This is a genomic window from Solirubrobacter ginsenosidimutans (assembly GCF_027587205.1).
On the sequence record NZ_JAPDOD010000004.1, the window covers coordinates 162,094 to 182,468 of the forward strand.

The 20,375-nt window shown below is 72.4% G+C and carries 20 protein-coding genes; 13 read left to right on the forward strand and 7 right to left on the reverse strand.

Annotated features, from left to right (window positions below):
* Positions 1 to 3: 3 nt before the first annotated feature.
* The gene (locus OM076_RS07315; protein ID WP_270038838.1) at positions 4 to 867 is read right to left on the reverse strand and encodes a phytanoyl-CoA dioxygenase family protein; all 864 of its coding nucleotides are present in this window, start codon (positions 865 to 867) and stop codon (positions 4 to 6) included.
* On the opposite strand from OM076_RS07315, the gene OM076_RS07320 reads away from it, so the two are divergent.
* Complete coding sequence (locus tag OM076_RS07320; RefSeq protein WP_270038839.1) at positions 866 to 1,711, forward strand: hypothetical protein; 846 nt, start codon at positions 866 to 868, stop codon at positions 1,709 to 1,711. The two genes, OM076_RS07315 and OM076_RS07320, sit on opposite strands and share 2 nt — an antisense overlap.
* 10 nt (positions 1,712 to 1,721) lie before the next feature.
* On the forward strand, positions 1,722 to 2,621 hold the full coding sequence (locus OM076_RS07325) for a hydroxyacid dehydrogenase (RefSeq protein ID WP_372518009.1): 900 nt from the start codon (positions 1,722 to 1,724) through the stop codon (positions 2,619 to 2,621).
* Positions 2,622 to 2,844: 223 nt separating this feature from the next.
* Here OM076_RS07325 and OM076_RS07330 read toward each other — a convergent pair whose 3' ends face one another.
* Together OM076_RS07330 and OM076_RS07335 are read right to left on the reverse strand one after the other, a co-directional pair.
* Positions 2,845 to 4,029, reverse strand: coding sequence for a hypothetical protein (locus OM076_RS07330; RefSeq protein WP_270038841.1), 1,185 nt, complete (start codon positions 4,027 to 4,029; stop codon positions 2,845 to 2,847).
* Positions 4,030 to 4,056: 27 nt separating this feature from the next.
* Entirely contained in the window at positions 4,057 to 4,575 is a 519-nt protein-coding gene (locus tag OM076_RS07335) for an RNA polymerase sigma factor (protein ID WP_270038842.1), read from the reverse strand.
* A gap of 136 nt (positions 4,576 to 4,711) precedes the next feature.
* Between OM076_RS07335 and OM076_RS07340 the strand changes: the two genes are divergently transcribed.
* Both OM076_RS07340 and OM076_RS07345 read left to right on the forward strand, forming a co-directional pair.
* Entirely contained in the window at positions 4,712 to 5,314 is a 603-nt protein-coding gene (locus OM076_RS07340; protein WP_270038843.1) for an RNA polymerase sigma factor, read from the forward strand.
* Complete coding sequence (locus tag OM076_RS07345) at positions 5,311 to 5,982, forward strand: hypothetical protein (protein ID WP_270038844.1); 672 nt, start codon at positions 5,311 to 5,313, stop codon at positions 5,980 to 5,982. Before OM076_RS07340 ends, OM076_RS07345 begins: the two co-directional genes overlap by 4 nt.
* On the opposite strand, the gene OM076_RS07350 is transcribed toward OM076_RS07345, so the two are convergent.
* The 3 genes from OM076_RS07350 to OM076_RS07360 all read right to left on the reverse strand — a co-directional run bounded on the left by OM076_RS07350 (position 5,979) and on the right by OM076_RS07360 (position 7,844).
* Positions 5,979 to 6,482: a cupin domain-containing protein gene (locus OM076_RS07350; protein ID WP_270038845.1), complete on the reverse strand. Its 504-nt coding sequence runs from the start codon at positions 6,480 to 6,482 to the stop codon at positions 5,979 to 5,981. The genes OM076_RS07345 and OM076_RS07350 overlap by 4 nt on opposite strands.
* A 51-nt stretch (positions 6,483 to 6,533) precedes the next feature.
* Positions 6,534 to 6,899, reverse strand: coding sequence for a DUF302 domain-containing protein (locus OM076_RS07355; RefSeq protein ID WP_270038846.1), 366 nt, complete (start codon positions 6,897 to 6,899; stop codon positions 6,534 to 6,536).
* A gap of 108 nt (positions 6,900 to 7,007) precedes the next feature.
* On the reverse strand, positions 7,008 to 7,844 hold the full coding sequence (locus OM076_RS07360) for a sugar phosphate isomerase/epimerase family protein (protein ID WP_270038847.1): 837 nt from the start codon (positions 7,842 to 7,844) through the stop codon (positions 7,008 to 7,010).
* Between the two features lie 32 nt (positions 7,845 to 7,876).
* Here OM076_RS07360 and OM076_RS07365 point away from each other — a divergent pair, with 32 nt between their 5' ends.
* Together OM076_RS07365 and OM076_RS07370 are read left to right on the forward strand one after the other, a co-directional pair.
* Positions 7,877 to 8,803 (forward strand): aldo/keto reductase, encoded by a 927-nt coding sequence (locus OM076_RS07365; protein WP_270038848.1) that lies wholly within the window; start codon positions 7,877 to 7,879, stop codon positions 8,801 to 8,803.
* The gene (locus OM076_RS07370; RefSeq protein WP_270038849.1) at positions 8,800 to 10,137 is read left to right on the forward strand and encodes a GH1 family beta-glucosidase; all 1,338 of its coding nucleotides are present in this window, start codon (positions 8,800 to 8,802) and stop codon (positions 10,135 to 10,137) included. The genes OM076_RS07365 and OM076_RS07370 overlap by 4 nt, the downstream gene beginning before the upstream one ends.
* Here the strand turns inward: OM076_RS07370 and OM076_RS07375 are convergent.
* On the reverse strand, positions 10,109 to 12,391 hold the full coding sequence (locus OM076_RS07375; protein ID WP_270038850.1) for a glycoside hydrolase family 3 N-terminal domain-containing protein: 2,283 nt from the start codon (positions 12,389 to 12,391) through the stop codon (positions 10,109 to 10,111). The two genes, OM076_RS07370 and OM076_RS07375, sit on opposite strands and share 29 nt — an antisense overlap.
* A 36-nt stretch (positions 12,392 to 12,427) precedes the next feature.
* Between OM076_RS07375 and OM076_RS45920 the strand changes: the two genes are divergently transcribed.
* The 7 genes from OM076_RS45920 (at position 12,428) to OM076_RS07410 (ending at position 20,354) form a co-directional block, all read left to right on the forward strand.
* Positions 12,428 to 13,828 (forward strand): alpha-N-arabinofuranosidase, encoded by a 1,401-nt coding sequence (locus tag OM076_RS45920; protein ID WP_270038851.1) that lies wholly within the window; start codon positions 12,428 to 12,430, stop codon positions 13,826 to 13,828.
* Positions 13,825 to 14,772: a U32 family peptidase gene (locus OM076_RS07385; protein ID WP_372518004.1), complete on the forward strand. Its 948-nt coding sequence runs from the start codon at positions 13,825 to 13,827 to the stop codon at positions 14,770 to 14,772. Before OM076_RS45920 ends, OM076_RS07385 begins: the two co-directional genes overlap by 4 nt.
* Positions 14,769 to 15,917: a mandelate racemase/muconate lactonizing enzyme family protein gene (locus OM076_RS07390; RefSeq protein ID WP_270038853.1), complete on the forward strand. Its 1,149-nt coding sequence runs from the start codon at positions 14,769 to 14,771 to the stop codon at positions 15,915 to 15,917. The genes OM076_RS07385 and OM076_RS07390 overlap by 4 nt, the downstream gene beginning before the upstream one ends.
* Positions 15,914 to 16,909 carry a zinc-dependent alcohol dehydrogenase gene (locus tag OM076_RS07395; RefSeq protein WP_270038854.1) on the forward strand — a complete coding sequence of 332 codons (996 nt, stop codon included), beginning with the start codon at positions 15,914 to 15,916 and terminating at the stop codon, positions 16,907 to 16,909. The genes OM076_RS07390 and OM076_RS07395 overlap by 4 nt, the downstream gene beginning before the upstream one ends.
* Positions 16,910 to 18,826, forward strand: a complete 1,917-nt coding sequence (locus OM076_RS07400) for a GMC family oxidoreductase (protein ID WP_270038855.1) — start codon at positions 16,910 to 16,912, stop codon at positions 18,824 to 18,826.
* A 134-nt stretch (positions 18,827 to 18,960) separates the two neighbouring features.
* Entirely contained in the window at positions 18,961 to 19,515 is a 555-nt protein-coding gene (locus OM076_RS07405; protein WP_270038856.1) for an isochorismatase family protein, read from the forward strand.
* Between the two features lie 32 nt (positions 19,516 to 19,547).
* On the forward strand, positions 19,548 to 20,354 hold the full coding sequence (locus OM076_RS07410) for a phosphotransferase enzyme family protein (RefSeq protein ID WP_270038857.1): 807 nt from the start codon (positions 19,548 to 19,550) through the stop codon (positions 20,352 to 20,354).
* Positions 20,355 to 20,375 lie beyond the last annotated feature (21 nt).

A 20,375-nucleotide genomic window follows, 5' to 3' on the forward strand; every position in this document is an offset into this window, starting at 1 on the left:
CGCTCAGCAGATCGTGCCCTGCTTGGCGGCGAGCCCGTGACCGATCGGGTCCTCCCCATGCTCGCCATTGATCCAGCGCTCGTCGATCGGCTGGTTCGCGGGTTGGTAGCGGCTGTCGGTCGAGAGCCGCAGCGCGTCCGTCTCGTTGTCGGTGCCGGCGTGGACGGTGCGCAGCGTGAAGATCAGGGCGTCGCCCATCCTGAAGTCGGCGGTCAGCCAGCGGGTGCCCCAATCAGCGGCGAGCTGGTGCGGGTCCTCGGTGATCTCGCCGTTCCAGTCGGTGTGGTCGCGCCAGTGCTCCCACTTCATCTCGCCGGTCTCGACCGCCTGCGCGTTGGGACCGTTCTCGCAGTAGCGATCGACGTCCTGGGCGAGGTAGTCGGCGATCCGCTCGCGGCCGATGCGATGCGAGTCCTCGAGCAGCATCAGCCCGCCGCCGCGGATCGCGATGTCGCCGAACGGGATCCAGGCGGTGAGCACGTCGGGCGTCCCGCGGCCCATGAACACCGTGTCGCAGTGCGGCGCGATGCCATAGCTCGGCGGCTGGTGGCGCAGCCAGATGAAGTCGTAGCTGCGGGCGGGCGTGCCGAACAGCTCGGTGAAGAAGCCGAGGATCCGTGGGCCGTGGACGACGGCCTTCATCGCGTCGCTGCGCATCGGGTACGTCTGCTCGAGCACGGGCTGGTCGAGCAGCTCCGCGCGGCCGGCCTGGACCAGCTCGCGGTCGAGCAGACCGCGCACGAAGAGATACCCGTCCTGCTGGAGGCGCGCGTTGAGGTCGTCGGTCGCGCGCGACTCGCGCAGCGCGCCGACCTGCTCGAGCCGGCGTCCTCGAGCGGCGGGGCCTAGGCTGTCGGCGACGGCCATGCCGAAACCGTACCTCAGCCTCGGTCTGTGTTCGGTGACGTTGCGGGCGCTGGGGATCGAAGCGGTCGTCGCGGTGGCGGCTGACGCGGGCCTCGAGTGCATCGAGTGGGGCGCCGACGTGCACGTCCCCCCGGGCGACCTCGACGCCGCGCGCCGCGCCCGAGCGGCCACCGAGTCCGCCGGCCTGCGCGTCGCGTCCTACGGGTCCTACTGGCGCTGCGCGGGCCCGTTCGCGCCGGTGCTCGCGAGTGCACGGGAGCTGGGCGCGCCGCGGGTGCGGATCTGGGCGGGCGAAGTGGGCTCGGCCGGTGCGTCGCCGGCCGAGCGTGAGGAGATCGCGCGCGCCGCGCGAGCGGCCGCAGCCACCGCAGTCTCGCCGCCCGCCACCGCGGCCACGCCGCCCACCACCGCGGCCACGCCGCCCACCACCGCGGCCACGCCGCCCACCACCGCGGCCACGCCGGCCACCACCGCGACCTCGCCCCCCGCCACCGCACCCATCGACCTCGCGTTCGAGTTTCATGGCGGCACGCTGACCGACGACGTCGACTCGGCGCTCGCGCTGATCGAGGCCTCCGGCGTTCGCGCGTACTGGCAGCCGCCGCAGGACATGGCCGACGCGGCTGCGCTCGACGCGTTGCGCCGTCTCCCCCACGTGCCCGCCGTGCACGTCTTCTCGTGGTGGCCGGGCAGCACGCGGTTGCGGCTGTGCGAGCGGCGCGAGCTGTGGGAGGCGGTGTTCGCGACGTTCACCCACGGCGACGCGCTGCTCGAGTTCGTCCCGGGTGACGACGCGGCGCTCGTCGCCGAGGAAGCCGAGGAGCTGCGACGTGTCGCGCGTTGAGGTCGTGCTGATGATGCGCCCGGACCTGCCGGAGCGACTGTTCGGCGACCGGCTGCACGAGGTCGCGGCGGTCGTCGATCTCGAGCGCGCGGAGATCGTGCTCAGCGGCTGGGGCTGCCCGCCGCTGGACGCGGAACTGCTCGCCCGCGCGTCGAACCTGCGCGCGATCGTCCACGCCGCCGGCGGCGTCAAGGGCCACGTGACCGACGCGTGCTGGGAGCGCGGGCTGCTCGTCTCCACCGCGGCGGGAGCCAACGCGGAGCCCGTCGCCGAGTACACGCTCGCGCGCATCCTGCTCGCCAACAAGGCCGCCGACCGCCTCAGCCGCACCTACCGGCAGCGACGCGAGGCGATCGACCTGATCGCCGCCTACCCGGAGATCGGCAACTTCGGCAAGACGGTCGGCATCGTCGGCGCGTCGCGGATCGGCCGGCGCGTGGTCGAGCTCCTCCGACCATTCGACCTGCGCGTGCTCGTCAGCGATCCGTACCTCGAAGGCAGCGTCGAGCTCGACGATCTGCTCCAGGCGTGCGACGTCGTCAGCCTCCACGCACCCTCGCTGCCCTCGACCCGCCACATGCTCGACGCCCGGCGCCTCGCGCTGCTGCGCGACGGCGCGACGCTGATCAACACCGCCCGCGGCGCACTGATCGACCAGGACGCGCTCGTCGCCGAGCTGCAGACCGGCCGGATCGACGCGGTGCTCGACGTCACCGAGCCTGAGGTCCTGCCCGCCGGCTCACCGCTCTACGACCTTCCGAACGTGGTGCTCACGCCGCACATCGCGGGCGCGCTCGGGGTCGAGGTCCGGCGGCTCGGCGAGTCGGCGCTGGCCGAGCTCGAACGTTACGCGCGGGGCGAGCCGTTCGCCCACCCCGTCACGCGCGCCGACCTCGACCGCATCGCCTAGAAGGACTCAACGTCAACTGCGCCGGGTCGGGGAGTGGCCGGGTCGCCGTGATCGACCACGCGCGTTTGAGGGCCGGCTCGCGGGTTTCGATCAGGTTCGCACTGTTCGATCTGGCGCGCAGGTGGGGGTGCGGAACGAGAGCTGCCTGCGAGGCAGCTCTGGTTACACACCCCCTCGCCGCCGGCGGTCGAGCGGCCCGGCGCAATCCGACTCGGGACACCGACTAGGGCGAGAGCTCGCAGAGCCCGTCCGACGCCTCCACTTTGACGACGTACGAACGCCACCCGGGTCGTTCGCCGAGCGTGTTGCCGGACCGGTAGAGCACCGAGACCCGAGCCCGCGAGAAGTAGCGCAGGATGACGCCGTTCTCCGTCGTGCACGAGAGTGGCCGCGAGAGGACGATCTTCGCCCGCGCCCGATACCCCTTGCGCAGCAGCGCCTCACCCGTGCCGGTCGCTGCGTGCGCGCTGTCCCACCACTGCCACTGCACCTTCGACAGGTTCAGGCTGCCCGCCGCACAGCGCGACGGCTTGAACTCCAGTTGACCGGCCACGCCGCAGCCGGCCACGTAGGTGACGGGATTGACGACGCGCACGACGGAACCGTCCGCCGCCAGCCACGTCATCTGCGGCTCCACCAGCGCGTCGATCCCCGATCGCCGCACCTCGTAGGAGACGACGTTGTCGCGCACGGCGACCGTCCGCTTGACCTCGGCGGAATCGGCGGTCGCGGGATAGAGGAGCTCGATCGAGGCGACGCCGTCCGGGATCAGCCCGGTGACGAGCGACGGGCGCGCGCCACCGCCGAACGAGAAGAACATCCCCTTCGTGCGCAGCGTGTTCAGGTCGGCTCCGCCGCCTCCGCCGCCGGTCCCGTGGCCGTCGTACGTGAACAAGAAGATGCCCTCGGTCGGCCCTTGCGCCTCACCGGCCCACTCGTCGCGGATGACCTGCTCGAGCACGCGGCTCGTCCCCCGCTTGAACGCCGCGTCATGGCCTCGCAGCAGCGCAGCCATGTGGCGGCGCAGCGAGTCCACGCAACGCTGCGGGCGCGGCTGGTAGGAGCGCGCGTTCTGCGCGGGCAGCACCAGCTGCCGGCGACCGCTCGCGCTCATGACGATGCGGGCGTAACGCCGGTAGAGGCCGCCGGCCGGAAGCCGCCGCTCCTTGGTCGCCAGCGCGAGCTCCTCCGCGGTCGCGGGCCGGCGGAAGATCGCGAACGTGTTCAGCAGATCCGCGCTCGGGTCCGCGTCGGTCGTGGTCGTCCGCTGCGCGAACGGGTCGGGCGGCTTGCAGCTCGGCGCGCCGGCGTAGACCTGCTTGATCGCGCGGTTGAGGAGGTCGATGCGCTCCTGCTGGACGCCGGCAGCGGCGGCGGTGCCGGCCGGCAACAGGCAGAGGAAGGCCACTGCGGCAATGAGACGTCGCATATTCCTCTAGTGCGTCCAACCATTGAGGTTGTGACCGCCGTCGAGCGAGAGGGCGAGTTTGCGCAGACCGCGCGAGACCCTCGCGCGCGCCGTCGGCTCGCTGATGCCGAGCCGCCGCGCGACGACCTCGTAGTCGAGCTGCTCGACCACCCGCAGGTGCAGCGCGTCGCGCTGATCGACGACCAGGGTCGCCAGGGCCTGCACGGCCGGGCCGGGCTCGTCGCCCGCACGTTCGTCGCGCAGCTCGGCCGTGGTCTCCGTCCGCTCCAGCGTGAGCCGGTGCAAGCCGCGCTGTTCGACGCGGTCGCGGCGCACGTGTTCGGCCAGGACATTGCGCGCGATGCCCCACACCCACGGATCGGCGTCCGGGCCGCCGCGGAAGCGCCGGGCGTGCTCCAGCGCCCGCGCGAACGTCTCCCCCACGAGGTCGCACGCGGTGTCGAGATCGCGGGTCCGCCGCAGGAAGAAATGGACGAGCCGCGGCCGGAGCCGCCGGTAGAGCTCGACGATGGCGTCCGCACCCAATCCCCGGTGCGAGATATGGCTTGCACTGCTCACAACGTTCCCTCCAGCCCAGGGCGACTTCAGGCCATAAGAGGCGCGACGCCGAATTCTGTGACAAGGTCCAATGGTGAGCGTCGTGTTCTACGCTCGCCCCAGCGTGCTCCGCCGCTTCCGCCAGCCAAAGTCGCGCGACTGCTTGCTCGCGCAGTCGTGGGAGGACCCAGAGGCCTTCGCGGCGTTCTTCGAGGCCTACTCGGACCGCGTCCTCGGCTTTCTCGCGCGGCGCGTGCTCGATCCCGAGGTCGCGTTCGATCTGATGTCCGAGACGTTCGCCACGGCGCTGGAGCGCTCGCGCCAGTTCCGGGGGACGACGACGGAGGAGGAACAGGGCTGGCTGTTCGCGATCGCCCGCCGCGAGCTCTCGCAGTACTGGCGCGCGGGCAGAGTCGAGCGCAGCGCACTGCACCGGCTTTCCGTCACAGTGCCGGTGTTGACTGACCCCGAATTCGAGCGGATCGAGGAGCTGGCAGGGCTGGCGCCGCTGCTCGCCACGCTGCCGGAGGCCCTGGCCGCGCTGCCGTCCGACCAGCGGCGCGCGATCGAGCTGCGGGTCGTCGAGGAACGCGGCTACCCCGACATCGCCGCGACGCTCGACGTCGCCGAGGCCGCGGCGCGGGCGCGCGTCTCCCGCGGGCTGCGGGCGCTGGCGCGCGCGATGGCCGCCTCGCCCACCGACGAACTCACGCGGGACCCGGCATGAAGACCGCCGATCCCCGCCGGGCGGCACAGGACTCGATCCGTGACCAGTTGCTCGAGGCGGCGCGGCGAGACCTCGCCGTCGCCCCGCGCCGGCGGCGGTTCTCGTGGCGCTGGCGCGGCGCGGGCCTGGCCGTCGTCGCGCTGCTCGGCGTGAGCGTCGCCGCAGGCGCCACGGATCTGATCTCCGTCGGCGCGCCGCTGCCCGACGGCAGCGTGAAGGTGCCGCGCTACGCCCCACGCGGCGGCTCGCAGGTGAAGCTCGTGGTCAAGGCACCCGATCCCGACTCCGAGCTCGCGTGGGGCGCGGGCATCTACACCTCGAGCGGTGGGCAGCCCTGCATAATCGCGGGCCAGGTCCGCGGCGTGTCGCTGGGGCGGGTACGCGACGGGCGCTTCCGGCCCTACGAGCAGGGCACCACCGGAGCCTGCGGGAGCCTCCGCCACCTGCGCCTGTTCTCGGACGCGCTGACGATCCGCGAGACCCCCCCGCGCACGATCCTCTACGGCCGCGCACAGCCGTCCGTGCGCTCCGTCAGCATCAACGACGACGGTCGGCGGCGATCCGTGCGTCCCGGCCCGGGCGGCGCGTTCCTCTTCGTCGTGCGTGGACTGATCCGCGTGAACGGGACCCGCCTCCGCGACCTCGACCTCCGGCCTGACCCGGCCTAATCCAGCACGGCGTCGAAGAACTCCAGCGGCTGCGCGGTCGCGCGCACGCCGTCGCCGATCGTCCCGTCGATCATCACGAACGCCATCTTCACGACCCGCTCGGACCGGTTCTCCCACGCGTGGTTGGTCCCGCGCTGGACGACCACGTCGCCGGCGCCCATCCGCGTCTCGGAGCCGTCGTCGAGCAGCAGCCAGGTCTCGCCGTCGAGCACGATGCCGACGTCCACGGACTCCGTCCGGTGCATCGGCGAGGCGGCACCAGGCGACATCTCGGTGAAGCGGACGACGATGCCATTGGCATCGGGCGGCGTGCGCAGAGGGCGGGTCGTCGGCTCGGGCTCGGTCGCGTCGATCGCCGCGGGCACCGCGCTCGTGGCCCACAGCTCGTGGAAGACCGCGGTGCCGATGTCGAGCGTCTTGGGCGTCGGCGCGTCGGAGAGCACGACGGACTTCCCGGTCTCGTCGTGGCCGGTCACGATGCGGCGCGGAACCTCGGGCATGTGCGTGTCTCCTGGTCTCAGGCGGGTGGCGCGTCGAACATACGGGCTTCTTCAGACCCCCGTCGCCAGCGACCGCAGCGTCGCGGTCATCGCGTCCGCCACATCGGCGAGCTCGTCGCGCAAGAGCGTCCGCATGTCCCGGAACACGATCGCGGCGTGTCCTTTCCCGTCGGCGATCACGCCCATCCGCAGCGGCAGGTCGGCCGCCGCCGCGAGGTCATGCTCGAGGACGTCGGCACCCGCCGCGGGGTTCCCGAACACCAGCGTCCACGCGATGATCCCCGGCCGCCCGGCCGCCGCCATGTCACGCCCGTGGTCGACGACGGCGTACTCCGTCACCCCGCGCGCGACGAGCGCCTCCCGCAGCCGCAGGACGACGACCTCCGGCGCAGCGGCCACCTCGACTCGCTCGTACACCTGGGCGACGCTACGAAAGCCGCATGAGCATCGGCTAAGGGCGTTTGCGCGTGCCGGCCGCCTTCGACGAGTGGTCAGCGTGGAAGTGTCTCAACGCTCTCGGTGTATTCAGCTGGCGACGCCGAGCTCGCCGGCGACGGCGCGCACGTGGGCGACGGCCGCGACGTAGTCCGCGTCGGAGTCGAGGTGCTCGACGAGGAACGGCGTGTCGGGGTCCAGGCGCTGCATCTCGCGGATGAACGCGTGGAAGTCGATGTCGCCGAGACCCGGGCGGCGCTCGGGCATGTCGAGGGTCAGCGCGTTGGTGATCGTCATGTCCTTGGCGTGGACGGCGCGGACGTGCGGGCCGAGGGTGTCGAAGCACTCGCGCAGGAAGCGGGCGTTGTCGTAGAGCTTCGCCGGGGTGTTGATCATGTTGATCGGGTCGAGGTGCACGGCGAAGCGCGGCCGGTCGATGGCCTGCAGCAGCTCGAGGTAGCGCTCCGGGGAGTCGGGGAGCATGTAGGGCATCGGCTCGAGCGAGTAGTAGGTGCGCGTGGGTGCGACCGCGTCGAGGATGTCGCGCACGCTGTCGACGATCAGCGCGAACGTGTCCGCGCTCAGGCTCTCCGGGTGGGGACCGTCCCACGTGCCGGCGAGTGAGCCGGCGACGTTCACGCAGCAGCGGGCGCCGACGCGGTCGGCCAGCGCGAGCTGCGCCTTGCAGCGCGCCAGGCCGGCGGCCCGTACCGCGTCGTCGGGGCTGATCGGGTTGGCCAGCCACGCGCCGATCTCCGCGATCGAGATCCCGGCCGCCTCCGCCGCCGCGGCGTAGGCGTCGACCTCGTCGAGCGGCGCGTCGTCGGCCAGCGGCCAGTACGCCGTGCGGAACCCCCGCTCGCGCAGGAGCACGATCCAGCCGTCGGCGGAGTCGAAGGTCCGTGGAAGCGGTGAGGCCAGGCGCACGGTTCGGGCCCATCGTCCCATAAGCTGCCGAGATGGTCCGCTATGGAGGAGAGGGCCTGGCGTTTCGCACGCTTGGCCGGACCGGGTTGCAGGTCACACCGCTGTGTGTCGGGAGCGCGCCGCTCGGCAACACGCCGCTGGCTTACCAGCAGGCAGTCCCGCTAGAGGACGCACTGGCCACCGTGCGAAGGGTCTTCGAGGGCCCGATCAACTACCTCGACACGAGCAACAACTACGGCGACGCCGAGCAGCGCATCGGCATCGTCGTGCGCGAGCTCGGCGGCTTGCCCGACGGCTTCGTGCTCGAGACCAAGGTCGATCGCGACATGGAGACCGGGGACTTCTCCGGAGACCGCGTCCGGCGGTCCGTCGAGGAGAGCCTGCAGCGGCTCGGCCTCGACCGGCTCGGGCTCGTGCACTTCCACGATCCCGAGCACATCACGTTCGAGGAAGGCGTCGCGCCCAACGGTCCGCTCGAGGCCCTGCAGGAGCTCAAAGGCGAGGGCGTGATCGCCCACCTCGGCGTCGCCGGCGGACCGATCGACCTGATGCGCCAGTACATCCGCACGGGCGCGTTCGACGTCGTCCTCACCCACAACCGCTTCAACCTGATCGACCAGTCGGCCGAGCCGCTGCTGGACGAGGCGGCCGAGCTCGGCGTGGCGGTGCTCAACGCGGCCGCGTTCGGCGGCGGGATCCTGGCTGGATCGCGAGCGTCGAAGGGCTTCTTCGCCTACCGCAAGGCGAGCCCGGAGATCCTCGCCCGCGTCGACGCGCTCGACGCGGCCTGCGCGCGCCACGACGTCCCGCTCGCCGCCGCCGCCATCCAGTTCCCGATGCGCGAGAACCGCATCACCGCGACGCTCGCCGGCTGCGTCACGCCGGGCGAGGTCGACCGCCTGATCGAGAACGCTCGCCGGCCGATCCCGGACGAGTTGTGGGAGGAGATCGCACCATGAGCTTTCCCGAGGGCTTCGCCTGGGGCACGGCGACCGCGAGCTACCAGATCGAAGGTGCGGTCGACGAAGGCGGGCGATCGAAATCGATTTGGGACACGTTCTCCCACACGCCCGGGAAGGTCGACGGCGGCGACAACGGCGACGTCGCCGACGACCACTACCACCGCTACGCCGAGGACGTGCAGCACATGGCCGACCTCGGCGTCGGCTGGTATCGCTTCTCGCTCGCCTGGCCGCGGCTGCAACCGGACGGCCGGGGCGCGCTCAACGAGGCGGGCGTCGACTTCTACGCCCGCCTGATCGAGGCGCTGCTGGCGAAGGACATCACACCCTGGGTGACGCTCTATCACTGGGATCTCCCGCAGGTCCTCGAGGACGCGGGTGGGTGGCCGGAGCGCGATACCGCCCAGCGCTTCGCCGAGTACGCGGCCGCGGTCTACGAACGCCTCAGCGACCGCGTCACCGCCTGGACGACGCTCAATGAGCCCTGGTGCTCCTCGATCCTCGGCTACTCGGCCGGCGCCCACGCGCCCGGCTTGACCGACGACGGCGCCTCAATCAAAGCCGCCCACCACCTCATGCTCGGCCACGGGCTGGCAATCGACGCGATGCGGGCCAGAGGCGGCGACAGCGTCTTCGGCATAACGCTCAACCTGAGCCCTACAGATGCGGCCTCAGGCGCTCCGGAGGACGTCGATGCGGCCCGCCGCGCGGACGGGCTCGCCAACCGCCTCTTCCTCGACCCGCTCCTGAAGGGCACCTATCCGGACGACCTCGGGCTGCCGAGCGATCACATCGCCGACGGCGACCTGGAGACGATCAACGCCGACCTCGACTTCCTCGGCGTCAACTACTACTTCCGCACCGTCGTCCGGAAGGCCGCCGAGAAGGACGGCCCGACGATCTGGCCGCTCCACCGCGACATCGACCCGGTCGAGCGCGGTCTGCCCAAAACCGAGATGGGCTGGGAGATCGACGCGCAGGGCCTTTACGACATCCTCGCGCGCGTCGCCCGCGACTACCCGGGCGTGCCGCTGTACGTGACCGAGAACGGCGCCGCGTTCGCGGATGTGAAGACCAACGGCGCCGTGCACGACCCGGACCGGGTCGAGTACCTGCGGGCGCATTTCGCGGCGGCGCAGCGCGCGATCGGAGACGGCGTCGACCTGCGCGGCTACTTCGTCTGGTCGCTGCTGGACAACTTCGAGTGGGCGTACGGCTTCAGCAAGCGCTTCGGCCTGATCCACGTCGACTACGAGACGCTCAAGCGCACGCCGAAGGACAGCGCCCGCTTCTACGCGCAGGTCACACGGGCGAACGGGTTGCCGGGGTAGTCAGCACGCGGTCGTGGCCGACCTCACGCTCCTCCCCCACGAGCTGGAGCGTGAGGCGGCCGCGGACGTCCGCGGCCGAGGCGCCGAGCGCGAGCCCGATCTCCCCGGGAATCACGACCCGCCGCAGGTCGACGCCCGTGAACGCGGTGCGGTCGGCGTGGAGCGTGAACGTCACGCGCGCGGCCTCACCCGCCTCCAGCTCGACCCGGAGAAAGCCCGCGAGCTGGGTCACGGGCCGCGTCACGGGCGCGACGGGACCGCTCAGGTAGAGCTGAACGACCTCCGCCCCGGCCCGCTCGCCGGCGTTGCGGACGACGCATGAGACCTCAACCGAGCCGTCGGTCGCGATCTCCGCCGCGCTCAGCGCGAACTCGCCGTACTCGAACGTCGTGTAGGAGAGCCCGTGGCCGAACGCGAACAGCGGCGTCGGGTCGAGGTTCGACACGCCCTCGCTGTTGCCGCCGAGGATCGGATGCAGGTACGTGCTCGGCTGCGCGCCCGCCACCCGCGGGACCTGGACGGGCAACCTGCCGGTGGGCATGACCTCGCCCGTGAGCACGCCGGCGACCGCCGCCGCGCCCTCCTCTCCCGGGAGGAACGCCTGGACCATCGCCGCCACGCGGCCTTCGTAGCGCCCCAGCGCATACGGCCGCCCGCTGATCACGACGAGCACGATCGGCGTCCCGGTCTTGATCAGCGCCTCGACCAGCTCGTCCTGGATGCCCGGCAGCGAGAGGTCCGCGGCGTCGCAGCCCTCGCCCGACGTGCCGCGGCCGAACAGGCCGGGCCGGTCTCCGACGGCGCACACGCACAGCTCCGCGGCGCTCGCGGCCTCGACGGCGGCGAGCAGCATCGTCGGATCGTCGTCCATGACGTCGCAGCCCGGCGCATAGAGCGCGTGGCCGAGCACGTCGAGGAGCGTCGGCACCTCGACGCCGAGGCCCATGTCCGGGTGGCCGGCCATGACGCCGTGATTGGGGTAGGAGTAGCACCCGAGGAACGCGAGCGGATCGGCGGCGCAGGGCCCGACGAGCGCGAGCTGCCCGGGGCGCAGCGGCAGCGTGCCGTCGTTGGCGAGCAGCATGATCGAGCGCTCCGCCAGCTCCTTCGCCAGCGCGCGGTGCTCCGGCGGGTCGATGTCCAGCGGCCCGTCGGGCACCGTCGGCGTCCAGCCCGCGTCGAGCAGGCCGAGCTCGCCCTTCTGGCGCAGCACCCGCCGCGCCGCGCGGTCCACCAGCTCCTCCGGCACCGCACCCGCCCGCACGGCCTCCGCCAGCGGCTCGCCGTAGCAGCGCGTGTGCGGCAGTTCGACGTCGATCCCGGCCGCCAGCGACAGCGCACCCGCCTCGCCGGGCGTCCCCGCGACCTGGTGCATGTTCAGCAGGAAGACGATCGACCAGTAGTCGCTGACGACGGTTCCCTCGAAGCCCCACTCGTCGCGCAGCACACCCGTGAGCAACCCCGCATCGGCCGCGACCGGCAGTCCGTCGATCTCGGAGTAGGAGTTCATCACCGACCGGGCGCCGCCTTCGCGGATCGCCAGCTCGAACGGGATCAGGATCACGTCGCGCAGCGTGCGCGGCCCCATCGAGACCGGCGCGTGGTTGCGCGCCGCCTGCGAGGCGCTGTAGCCCGCGAAGTGCTTCAAGGTCGCGACGAGCCCGGTCGACTCGAGGCCGCGCACGTACGCGGCCCCCATCATGCCGACCAGATACGGATCCTCGCCGAAGGTCTCCTCGACGCGGCCCCAGCGGTAGTCGCGAACCACGTCAAGCACCGGTGACAGTCCCTGGTGTGCGCCGGTGGCGCACATGCTCTCGCCGATCGCGGTCGTCATCCGCTCGACCCCCTCGGGATCGAACGTCGCGGCGAGCCCGAGCGGCGTCGGGAAGACCGTCGCGTGATAGGTCGTGAAGCCGGTCAGGCACTCCTCGTGGGCGATCGCGGGGACCTTGAGGCGGCTGCGCGCGATCAGGTCGCGCTGCAGTTCGGCGAGCCGCCGCGCGCCGTCGGCCGGGTCGACCGGGCTCGTGCCGAGCGGGCGGGTGATGTGGCCCATCCCGTGCGCGGTCGCCTCCTCGAACGCCGCGGGCTCCGCGAACGCCTCCTGCATCGGCGCCACGTTGCCCGAGCCCAGCTCCGCCCCCACCCACACGCTGCCGAGCTGCGCGAGCTTCTCGTCGAGCGTCATCTCGGCCAGCAATGCCTCCACGCGTTCAGGCAGCGGGCGCGTCGTGTCCGTCCACGGCATCATGCTGGGAAGCTACTCCGGAGGAACAGAGTGCGGATCGTGATCGACCCGGCCTTCAAGGTCGGCGAGGTGGATGACCGGCTGTTCGGCTCGTTCGTCGAGCACATGGGTCGCGCCGTCTACGGCGGGATCTACGAGCCGACGCACCCCTCCGCGACGGCGGACGGGTTCCGCGGCGACGTCCTCGCACTGGTGCGAGAAATGGGCGTCAGCCTGGTGCGCTATCCGGGCGGGAACTTCGTCTCCGCCTACGACTGGGAGGACGGCGTCGGACCGGAGCGCCCGACCCGCCTCGACCTCGCCTGGCACTCGATCGAGCCCAACACGTTCGGCACCGACGAGTTCCTGCGCTGGGCGGCGGTCGCCGGCATCGAGCCGCTGCTCGCCGTCAACCTCGGCACGCGCGGGATCGACGCCGCGCGGGCGCTGCTGGAGTACGTCAACGCGCCCCGCGGGACCAAGTGGGCGGACATGCGGCCGCGCGACGAGCCCTACGGCGTGAAGCTGTGGTGCCTGGGCAACGAGATGGACGGGCCGTGGCAGGTGGGACAGAAGACCGCCGTCGAGTACGGCCGGCTCGCGGCCGAGACGGGCAAGGCGATGAAGTGGGTCGACCCGTCGATCGAGCTGTGCGTCGTCGGCAGCTCGAACTCGTCGATGCCGACGTTCGGGTCCTGGGAGGACACGGTGCTCGACCTCACGTGGGAGATCGCCGACCACATCTCCCTGCACACCTACTACGACCCGGCCAAGTTCGAGGACGTCGACGCCTACCTGCGCTGCTCGCAGGACCTCGACCGGATGATCGACACCGTCGTCGCGACCGCGGACGCGGTCGCCGGGCGGAAGCGCTCCCGCAAGCGGATCGGAATCAGCGTCGACGAGTGGAACGTGTGGCATCAGACCGCCAACCCGCATCACGTCGGCCATGACGGCCCGTTCAAGCACGCGCCCGCGCTGGCGGAGGACGAGCACACGGTCGCCGACGCGCTCGTCGTCGGCTGCCTGCTGATCACGCTGCTACGCCACGCGGACCGGGTCAGGATCGGCTGCCTCGCGCAGCTCGTGAACGTGATCCCGCCGATCCGGACTTCCAATGGCGGCCCGGCGTGGCGCCAGACGACGTTTCACCCGTTCGCGCACGCCGCCCGCTTCGGCCACGGGACCGTGCTGCGGGTCGAGCTCGCCGGCGACGAGGTGGAGGCGACCGCGGTGCGGGACGGCGACGGCGTGACGGTCTTCGCGGTCAATCGGTCCGCCGGGACGACGCCGCTCGACCTCGTCGTGCGCGACCTCGACCTGACGGTCACCGAGCATCTGGTGCTGGACGGCGAGCTCGGCGCGTCCAACACGGCCGAACACCCCGATCGGGTCACCCCGCGCCGCGTCGCGGGGGCCGAGCTCCCGCCCCGGTCCTGGAACGTCCTGCGGTTGACATGAAGGAGGAGAACGTGCAACCACTGCCAGGAGAGGCCGCGCTCGTCCGGCTCGGACTCGACGTCACGCAGCCGCGGCCCGCGACGTCGGAGAAGCGCTTCCCGGACGGCGGCGCGTGGCGCGTCGAGATCCCGTCGGTCGAAGGGCCACACGCGCTCGAAGCCGTGCTCGAGGAGGCGGCGACGCTCGACGTGCCGATCCACCGCGTCAGCCAGGGCAGCGGCGTGATGATGCTGACCGACGCCGAGATCTCGGCGATGCTCGACCTGGCGGGGGACATCGAGGTCTCGCTCTTCCTCGGCCCGCGCGGCACGTGGGACGTGGGCGCGGCGACGCGGTCGCTGAGCGGCGGCTCCGGGCCGCGGGCGCGCGGCCGCGACCAGCTCGGCCAATGCCTGGAGGACGCGCGCCGCGCGGCTGACCTGGGCGTGCGCAATGTGCTGGTCGCCGACGAGGGCGTGCTGTGGGCCGCGCACCAGCTGCGGGCGAGCGGCGAACTGCCCACCGACATGCGCTTCAAGGTGAGCGTGTTGACCGGGCCGACCAACCCGGCCGCGCTGCGGGTGTGGGCGGGGATCGGGGCGGACTCGGTCAACGTCCCGAGCGACCTGAGCGTGGCGCAGATCGCGGAGCTGCGCGCGGCCAGCGCCGTCACGCTCGACCTCTACGTCGAGTCGCCCGACGACGTCGGCGGCTTCGTGCGGCTCTACGACACCGCCGAGCTGATCCGGGTCGCCGCACCCGTCTACGTGAAGTTCGGTCTGCGCAACGCGCCCGGGATCTATCCCGTCGGACAGCATCTGCGGGGCGCTGCGGCGGACACCGGGCGGGCGCGCGTGGGGCGCGCGCGGCTCGCGCTGGACATCGTGGAGCGCGGCGGCGGCGCGCCGCTGGAGATGTCCCCGATCGGCGCACCGGCGCTGCCGGTGCCGGAGCGGTTCGGATGAAGATCACCGACGTCACCACCCACGTGCTCGGCACGCCGTGGCGCGACCTCACGTTCGTGCAGGTCCACACCGACGAAGGGCTGACCGGCGTCGGCGAGACGCGCATGCTCGGCCACACGCAGGCGCTGATCGGGTACCTCGCCGAGGCGACCCGGAATCACGTGGTGGGCAGCGATCCCTTCGCGATCGAGTCGCTCGTGCAGCGCATGAAGTACGGCGACTACGGGCGGGCGGGCGAGATCGTCATGTCCGGCATCGCGTGCGTGGAGATGGCGTGCTGGGACATCATGGGCAAGGCGCTCGGCCAGCCCGTGTACCGGCTGCTCGGCGGCGCCGTCCACGACCGCGTGAAGGCCTACGCGAACGGCTGGTACACGGTCGAGCGCTCGCCGGAGGAGTTCCATGCGGCGGCGCTTCGGGTGGTCGAGCGCGGCTATCGCGCGCTGAAGTTCGACCCGTTCGGCGAAGGGCGCTTCGAGCTCGAGCACGACGAGCGGATGCGCTCGGTGGCGCTGGTCGAGGCCGTGCGCGACGCCGTCGGGCCGGAGGTCGAGCTGCTCGTCGAGATGCACGGGCGCTTCGCGCCGCACGAGGCGATCCGGGTCGCCGGGCTGCTCGAGGAGTTCCACCCCGCGTGGCTGGAGGAACCGGTCCCGCCGGAGAACCTGAAAGCGCTGGCGAAGGTCGCCGAGCACACGCCGCTGCCGATCGCGACCGGCGAGCGCATCCACGACCGGATGGAGTTCCGCGAGCTGTTCGAGAGCCAGGCCGCGGGGATCATCCAGCCCGACGTCGGCCACATCGGCGGCATCCTGGAGACGCGCAAGCTGGCGGCGACGGCCGAGACGCACTACGTGCTGATCGCACCGCACAACGTCGGCGGCCCGGTGCTCACCGCGGCGAGCCTGCACCTCGCCGCGTGCACGCCCAACTTCAAGATCCAGGAGCACTTCAACGACTTCGCCGACCAGGACGTGCTGCAGGCGGCGCCCGGGCTTCCGCCGGTGGTCGACGGGTACTTCTCGCTGCCCACGGCGCCGGGGCTCGGCGTGGTCCTCGATGTGGACTTCGTGGCGGAGCGCCCCAGCTCCGGCGCCCACTTCGACCTCTTCGCGCACGACTGGCAGTTCCGGGGGACGAAGTGACAGCGGTCCGGATCGCGGCTCCAGGTCAGCTCGCGCTCGTCGACGAGCCGGTGGGTCCGCCAGGGCCGGGCGACGCGATCGTGAAGATCGCCTACGCCGGCATCTGCGGCTCCGACCGCGAGCTGCTCGAAGGCGGGCGTCCGGCCGGGTTCGTCCGCTATCCGGTCATCCCGGGGCATGAGTGGTCGGGCGTCGTCAGCGAGGTGGGAGCAGGCGCGGACCCGCGGCTCGTCGGGCGCAAGGTCGTCGGCGAGGGGTTTCGCAACTGCGAGGCGTGCGCCGCGTGCCGGACCGGGCAGACGACGCTGTGCGAAGCGGCCTACGACGAGACCGGCTTCACCCAGCCGGGCGCGTGGAACGACTACCTGCGGCTGCCGGCGCGGCTGCTGCACGTCCTCCCCGACGACGCGGACCTGCGCGCCGCCGCGCTGCTCGAGCCGGCGGCGTGCGTCGCCGAGGCGTGCCTGCTGGCCGCGCTGGTCCCGGGCGAGCGGGCGGCGGTCGTGGGCAGCGGGACGCTCGGGATGCTGTCCGCGCAGCTGCTGCGAGCGTCCTCCCCGCGGGAGCTCGTCGTCGTCGCCCGGCACGCGTCGCGCGAGCCGCTGGCGCTGCGGATGGGCGCCGACCGGTTCGTCACGCCGGACGAGGTCTCCCCCGGCTTCGACGTCGTGATCGAGGCCGCGGGGACGCCGGGCTCCGCGCAGCTGGCGGTCGACATCGCGCGCCGCGGCGGGCGGGTCGTGCTGACCGGCATCCCGGTCGACGTGGCCGACGGCGTCTCGGCACAGAAGATGGTCACGCAGGCGGTCAGCGTCTTCAACGTCTTCGGCGCGCCGTCGCGGGCGTGGGTGCACACGGTGCGGGCGTTCGCCGCGGGCCTGCTCGACCCGGTCCCGCTGGTCACCCACGAGCTGCCGCTGAGCGAGATCCGGGAGGCCTTCCGCGTGATGGCCTCCGAGCCCGGCGTCGGCAAGATCCTGCTGAGGCCTTGAGTGCGGCTCCAGGACCTGGTCGACGCGATCATCCCGCCTGACGACCGGCCGGGCGGGTGGGAGGGCGGCGTGCGCGAGCTGCTGACGCGCGAGGCCGAAAACGTTCTCGGTTGGGCGGGGCCGCTGCTCGACCGCGCGACGCGGGCGGAGAGCGTGGGTGCGCTGGAGCGTGATGATCCGGAAGCGTTCGCCGCGCTGGTGCGGGTCTGCTTCGAGGGCTACTACGCGAATTCGCGGTCGTGGGACATGGTCGGCTTCCGGCCCTTGGGCGATGCGTCGGCGTCCATCGAGCCGGCGCCGCTGCCGGTCGTCGCATCGCCGCGCGACTTCTATGACGTCGTGGTCGTCGGCGCGGGCGCGGGCGGCGGCGTGGCGGCGTGCGTGCTGGCTGAGGCGGGGCTGCGCGTGCTGCTCGTCGAACGCGCCCGCCGGCACACCGGCGCCGAGCTGCGCGACGATCACCTGCACGGCAAGCGCTCGCAGCGCTACGACCCCGTCGCCGGGCCCGGTCCGGGCCACCCGCGCGTGCTGGACGGTGTCGGCGTCGTCGATGTCGTGACCGATCCGTGGGCGTGGGGGCTGAACGCGATGGCGCTCGGCGGCGGCACGCGCGTGTGGCAGGGGATGGCGTGGCGCTTCCTGCCGGAGGACTTCGAGATGGCGACGCGCTACGGCGTGCCCGCCGGGAGCTGCCTCGCGGACTGGCCGATCGGCTACGAGGACCTGGCGCCGTTCTACGACAGGGTCGAGTGGGAGATCGGCGTCGCCGGCGCGTCTTCGGGCCCGCTCACCGACCGGTTCGCGCGTGCCCGCGGCTACCCGATGCCGCCACTGCGCGACGACGCCATCCGGGTCGCGTTCGGCGCCGCGGCCGATCGGCTCGGGTGGGGATGGGGACCGGTCCCGTTCGCGGTCAACAGCGTGCCGCGCGACGGCCGGGCGGCGTGCGCGCACTGCTCGCAATGCGTCGGCCACGCGTGCGTGGTCGACGCCAAGAACGGCACGCAGAACACGGTCATCCCGCGGGCGCTGGCGACCGGCAACTGCGACCTGCTGGTCTCCGCGCAGGTGGTGGGGATCTCGCACGCCGGCGGCCGCGCGCGGTCGGTGCGGGTGATCGCGGGAGGCGTCGAGCGCGAGGTCCGCTGCGACCGCGTCGTGGTGAGCGCCGGCGCCGTCGAGACGCCCCGCCTGCTGCTCGCCTCCGGCCTCGGCAACGACGTCGTCGGCACCAACCTGCACAGCCACTCGTTCTCGATCCTCTACGGCACCGCGCGTGAAGGGCTCGAGCACTTCGAAGGTCCCGGCCACTCCGTCGCGACGCTCGACTTCGTGCACCGCGACGGCGAGGCGTGGGGCGGCGGCGTGCTGTTCGACGCGCCCTCATTGCTGCCGGTCGCGGCGGCCGACGCGGCGGGCCGGCTCGGCCATCCCGCCTGGGGCGCCGCGCACAAGCAGTGGATGCGCACGGGGCTGCCTCAGCTCGTCGGCGGCATGGGCATCGGTCAGGAGATCCCCGCCGCGCGGACGCGCGTCAGCGCCGACCCGGCCGTGGTCGACGTGCACGGGATGCCCGTGGCCCGCATCGCCTCCGAGGTGCATCCGGCGACGCTCGAGGTGCGCGCCTACATGGCCTCGCGGTTGGCGCGGTGGCTCGCCGAGGCCGGCGTCGAAGGCGTCGTGGACTTCACCACCGCCCGCCCCGCCGCGGCGGGTGAGCACTCGGCCGGCACGTGCCGGATGGGCGAGGACCCGGCGACGTCGGCCTGTGACCGCGACGGGTTGCTGCACGGCGCCTCCAACGTGTTCGTCGCCGACGGCTCGCTGCTGCCGACCAACGGCGGCGTGAACCCGTGCGTGACGATCATGGCCAACGCCTGGCGGGTGGCGGAGGCGCTCACACGGTCCGGGGCGTGATGCGCGTGCGGCGTGGCGGTTGCATCAGAGATCATCAGCATCAGCAGCCCGGGCCGCCGCGGCCGCGTTCAACGCACAGGCGCTCGCGATCGGCTGGCGCGAGACGCCGCTCGGAGGCTAGCCTTCGCCGAGCCATGACCACGCTCGCCGACCGGCCCAACACCGCCCTCGTCATCCTCGACATGCAGAAGGGCGTCGTCGGCGACGCGTACAACCGCGACGCCGTCATCGCCAACGTCGCCGCGGTGGTGGACAAGGCGCGCGACGCCGGCGTCGACGTCATCTGGGTCCAGCACAGCGGCGACGAGCTCGTGCGCGGCAGCGAGGCGTGGGAGTATGTGCCCGAGCTCGTCCACGGTGACGGCGAGCCGCTGATCCACAAGGTCTGGGCCGACGCGTTCGAGGCCACCGAGCTCGAGTCGGTGCTCGCGGAGCGCGGCATCGGCCGGCTCTTCATCGCGGGCGCGCAGACCGACGAGTGCATCCGCTCGACCCTGCACGGCGCGTTCGTCCGCGGCTACGACGCGACGCTGGTCAGCGACGCCCACACGACCGAGGATCTCTCGCCCTACGGCGCACCGCCCCCGGCCGGCGTCATCGCCCACACGAACCTCTACTGGGCGTACCACACGGCCCCGGGCCGCACCGCGGGCACGGTCGAGACGGCCGCGGTCGACTTCGCCGCCTGATGCGCGGCGTGTCGCCCGCGGAGGCGACGCGCGTGGCCACGCTCGCCGCCGCCCGGCACGGCCTCGGAGTCCAGGTCGAACTGCTGCGCAGCGGCGCGAACCACGTCTTCCGCGCCGGCGACGCGGTGATCCGCGTGGCGGCCGGCTCCGCCGACGTCGCGGGCCAGGTCCGCCTCGCGCGCCGGCTGGTGGCCGAGGGCTTCCCGGTCCCGGCGCCGCTCGCCGACGCAGAGACCGTCGACGGCGTACCGGTGAGCCTGTGGGAGTACGTCGCCGGCGCGGGTCGGACGATCGACTACGAGCAGCTCGGCGCGATCATCGCCCGCCTGCACGCTGTCGCGCCGTCCGAGCTCGGTGCGCTGCCGTTCTTCGGCGATGCCGCTTGGCTGGCCGTCGATCGCCGCCTCGCGCAGACCGGCACCGAACTCCCCGCGCTCGTACGCGCCTGTGACGCGCTGCGCGGCTGGCAGGAGCGAGCCCGTGCGGCTCCGCTCGTCGTCTGCCACGGCGACGTCCACCCCCGCAACGTCCTGATGCGCGGCGACGACGTCGTGATCGTCGACTGGGACAGCCTCTGCCTCGCTCCAGCCGCCTTCGACCACGCCGCACTGCTGCCCTGGGCCGACCGCTACGGCGGCGACCCCGCGGCGTACCCGGACTTCGCCCGCGGCTACGGCGCCGACCTCCGCGGATCGCCGCCGGCTGAAGAGCTCGCGACGTTGCGCCTGCTCGCCGCGACCCTCAACATCGTCGCCGACCAGCGCTTCACCGCCGAAGCGCGCGCCCGGCTGCGCTACTGGGAGGGCGACCCGGCCGCGCCGCTCTGGAACGCGCTTTAGTTGGTGGCGAGCCCCGGTTTG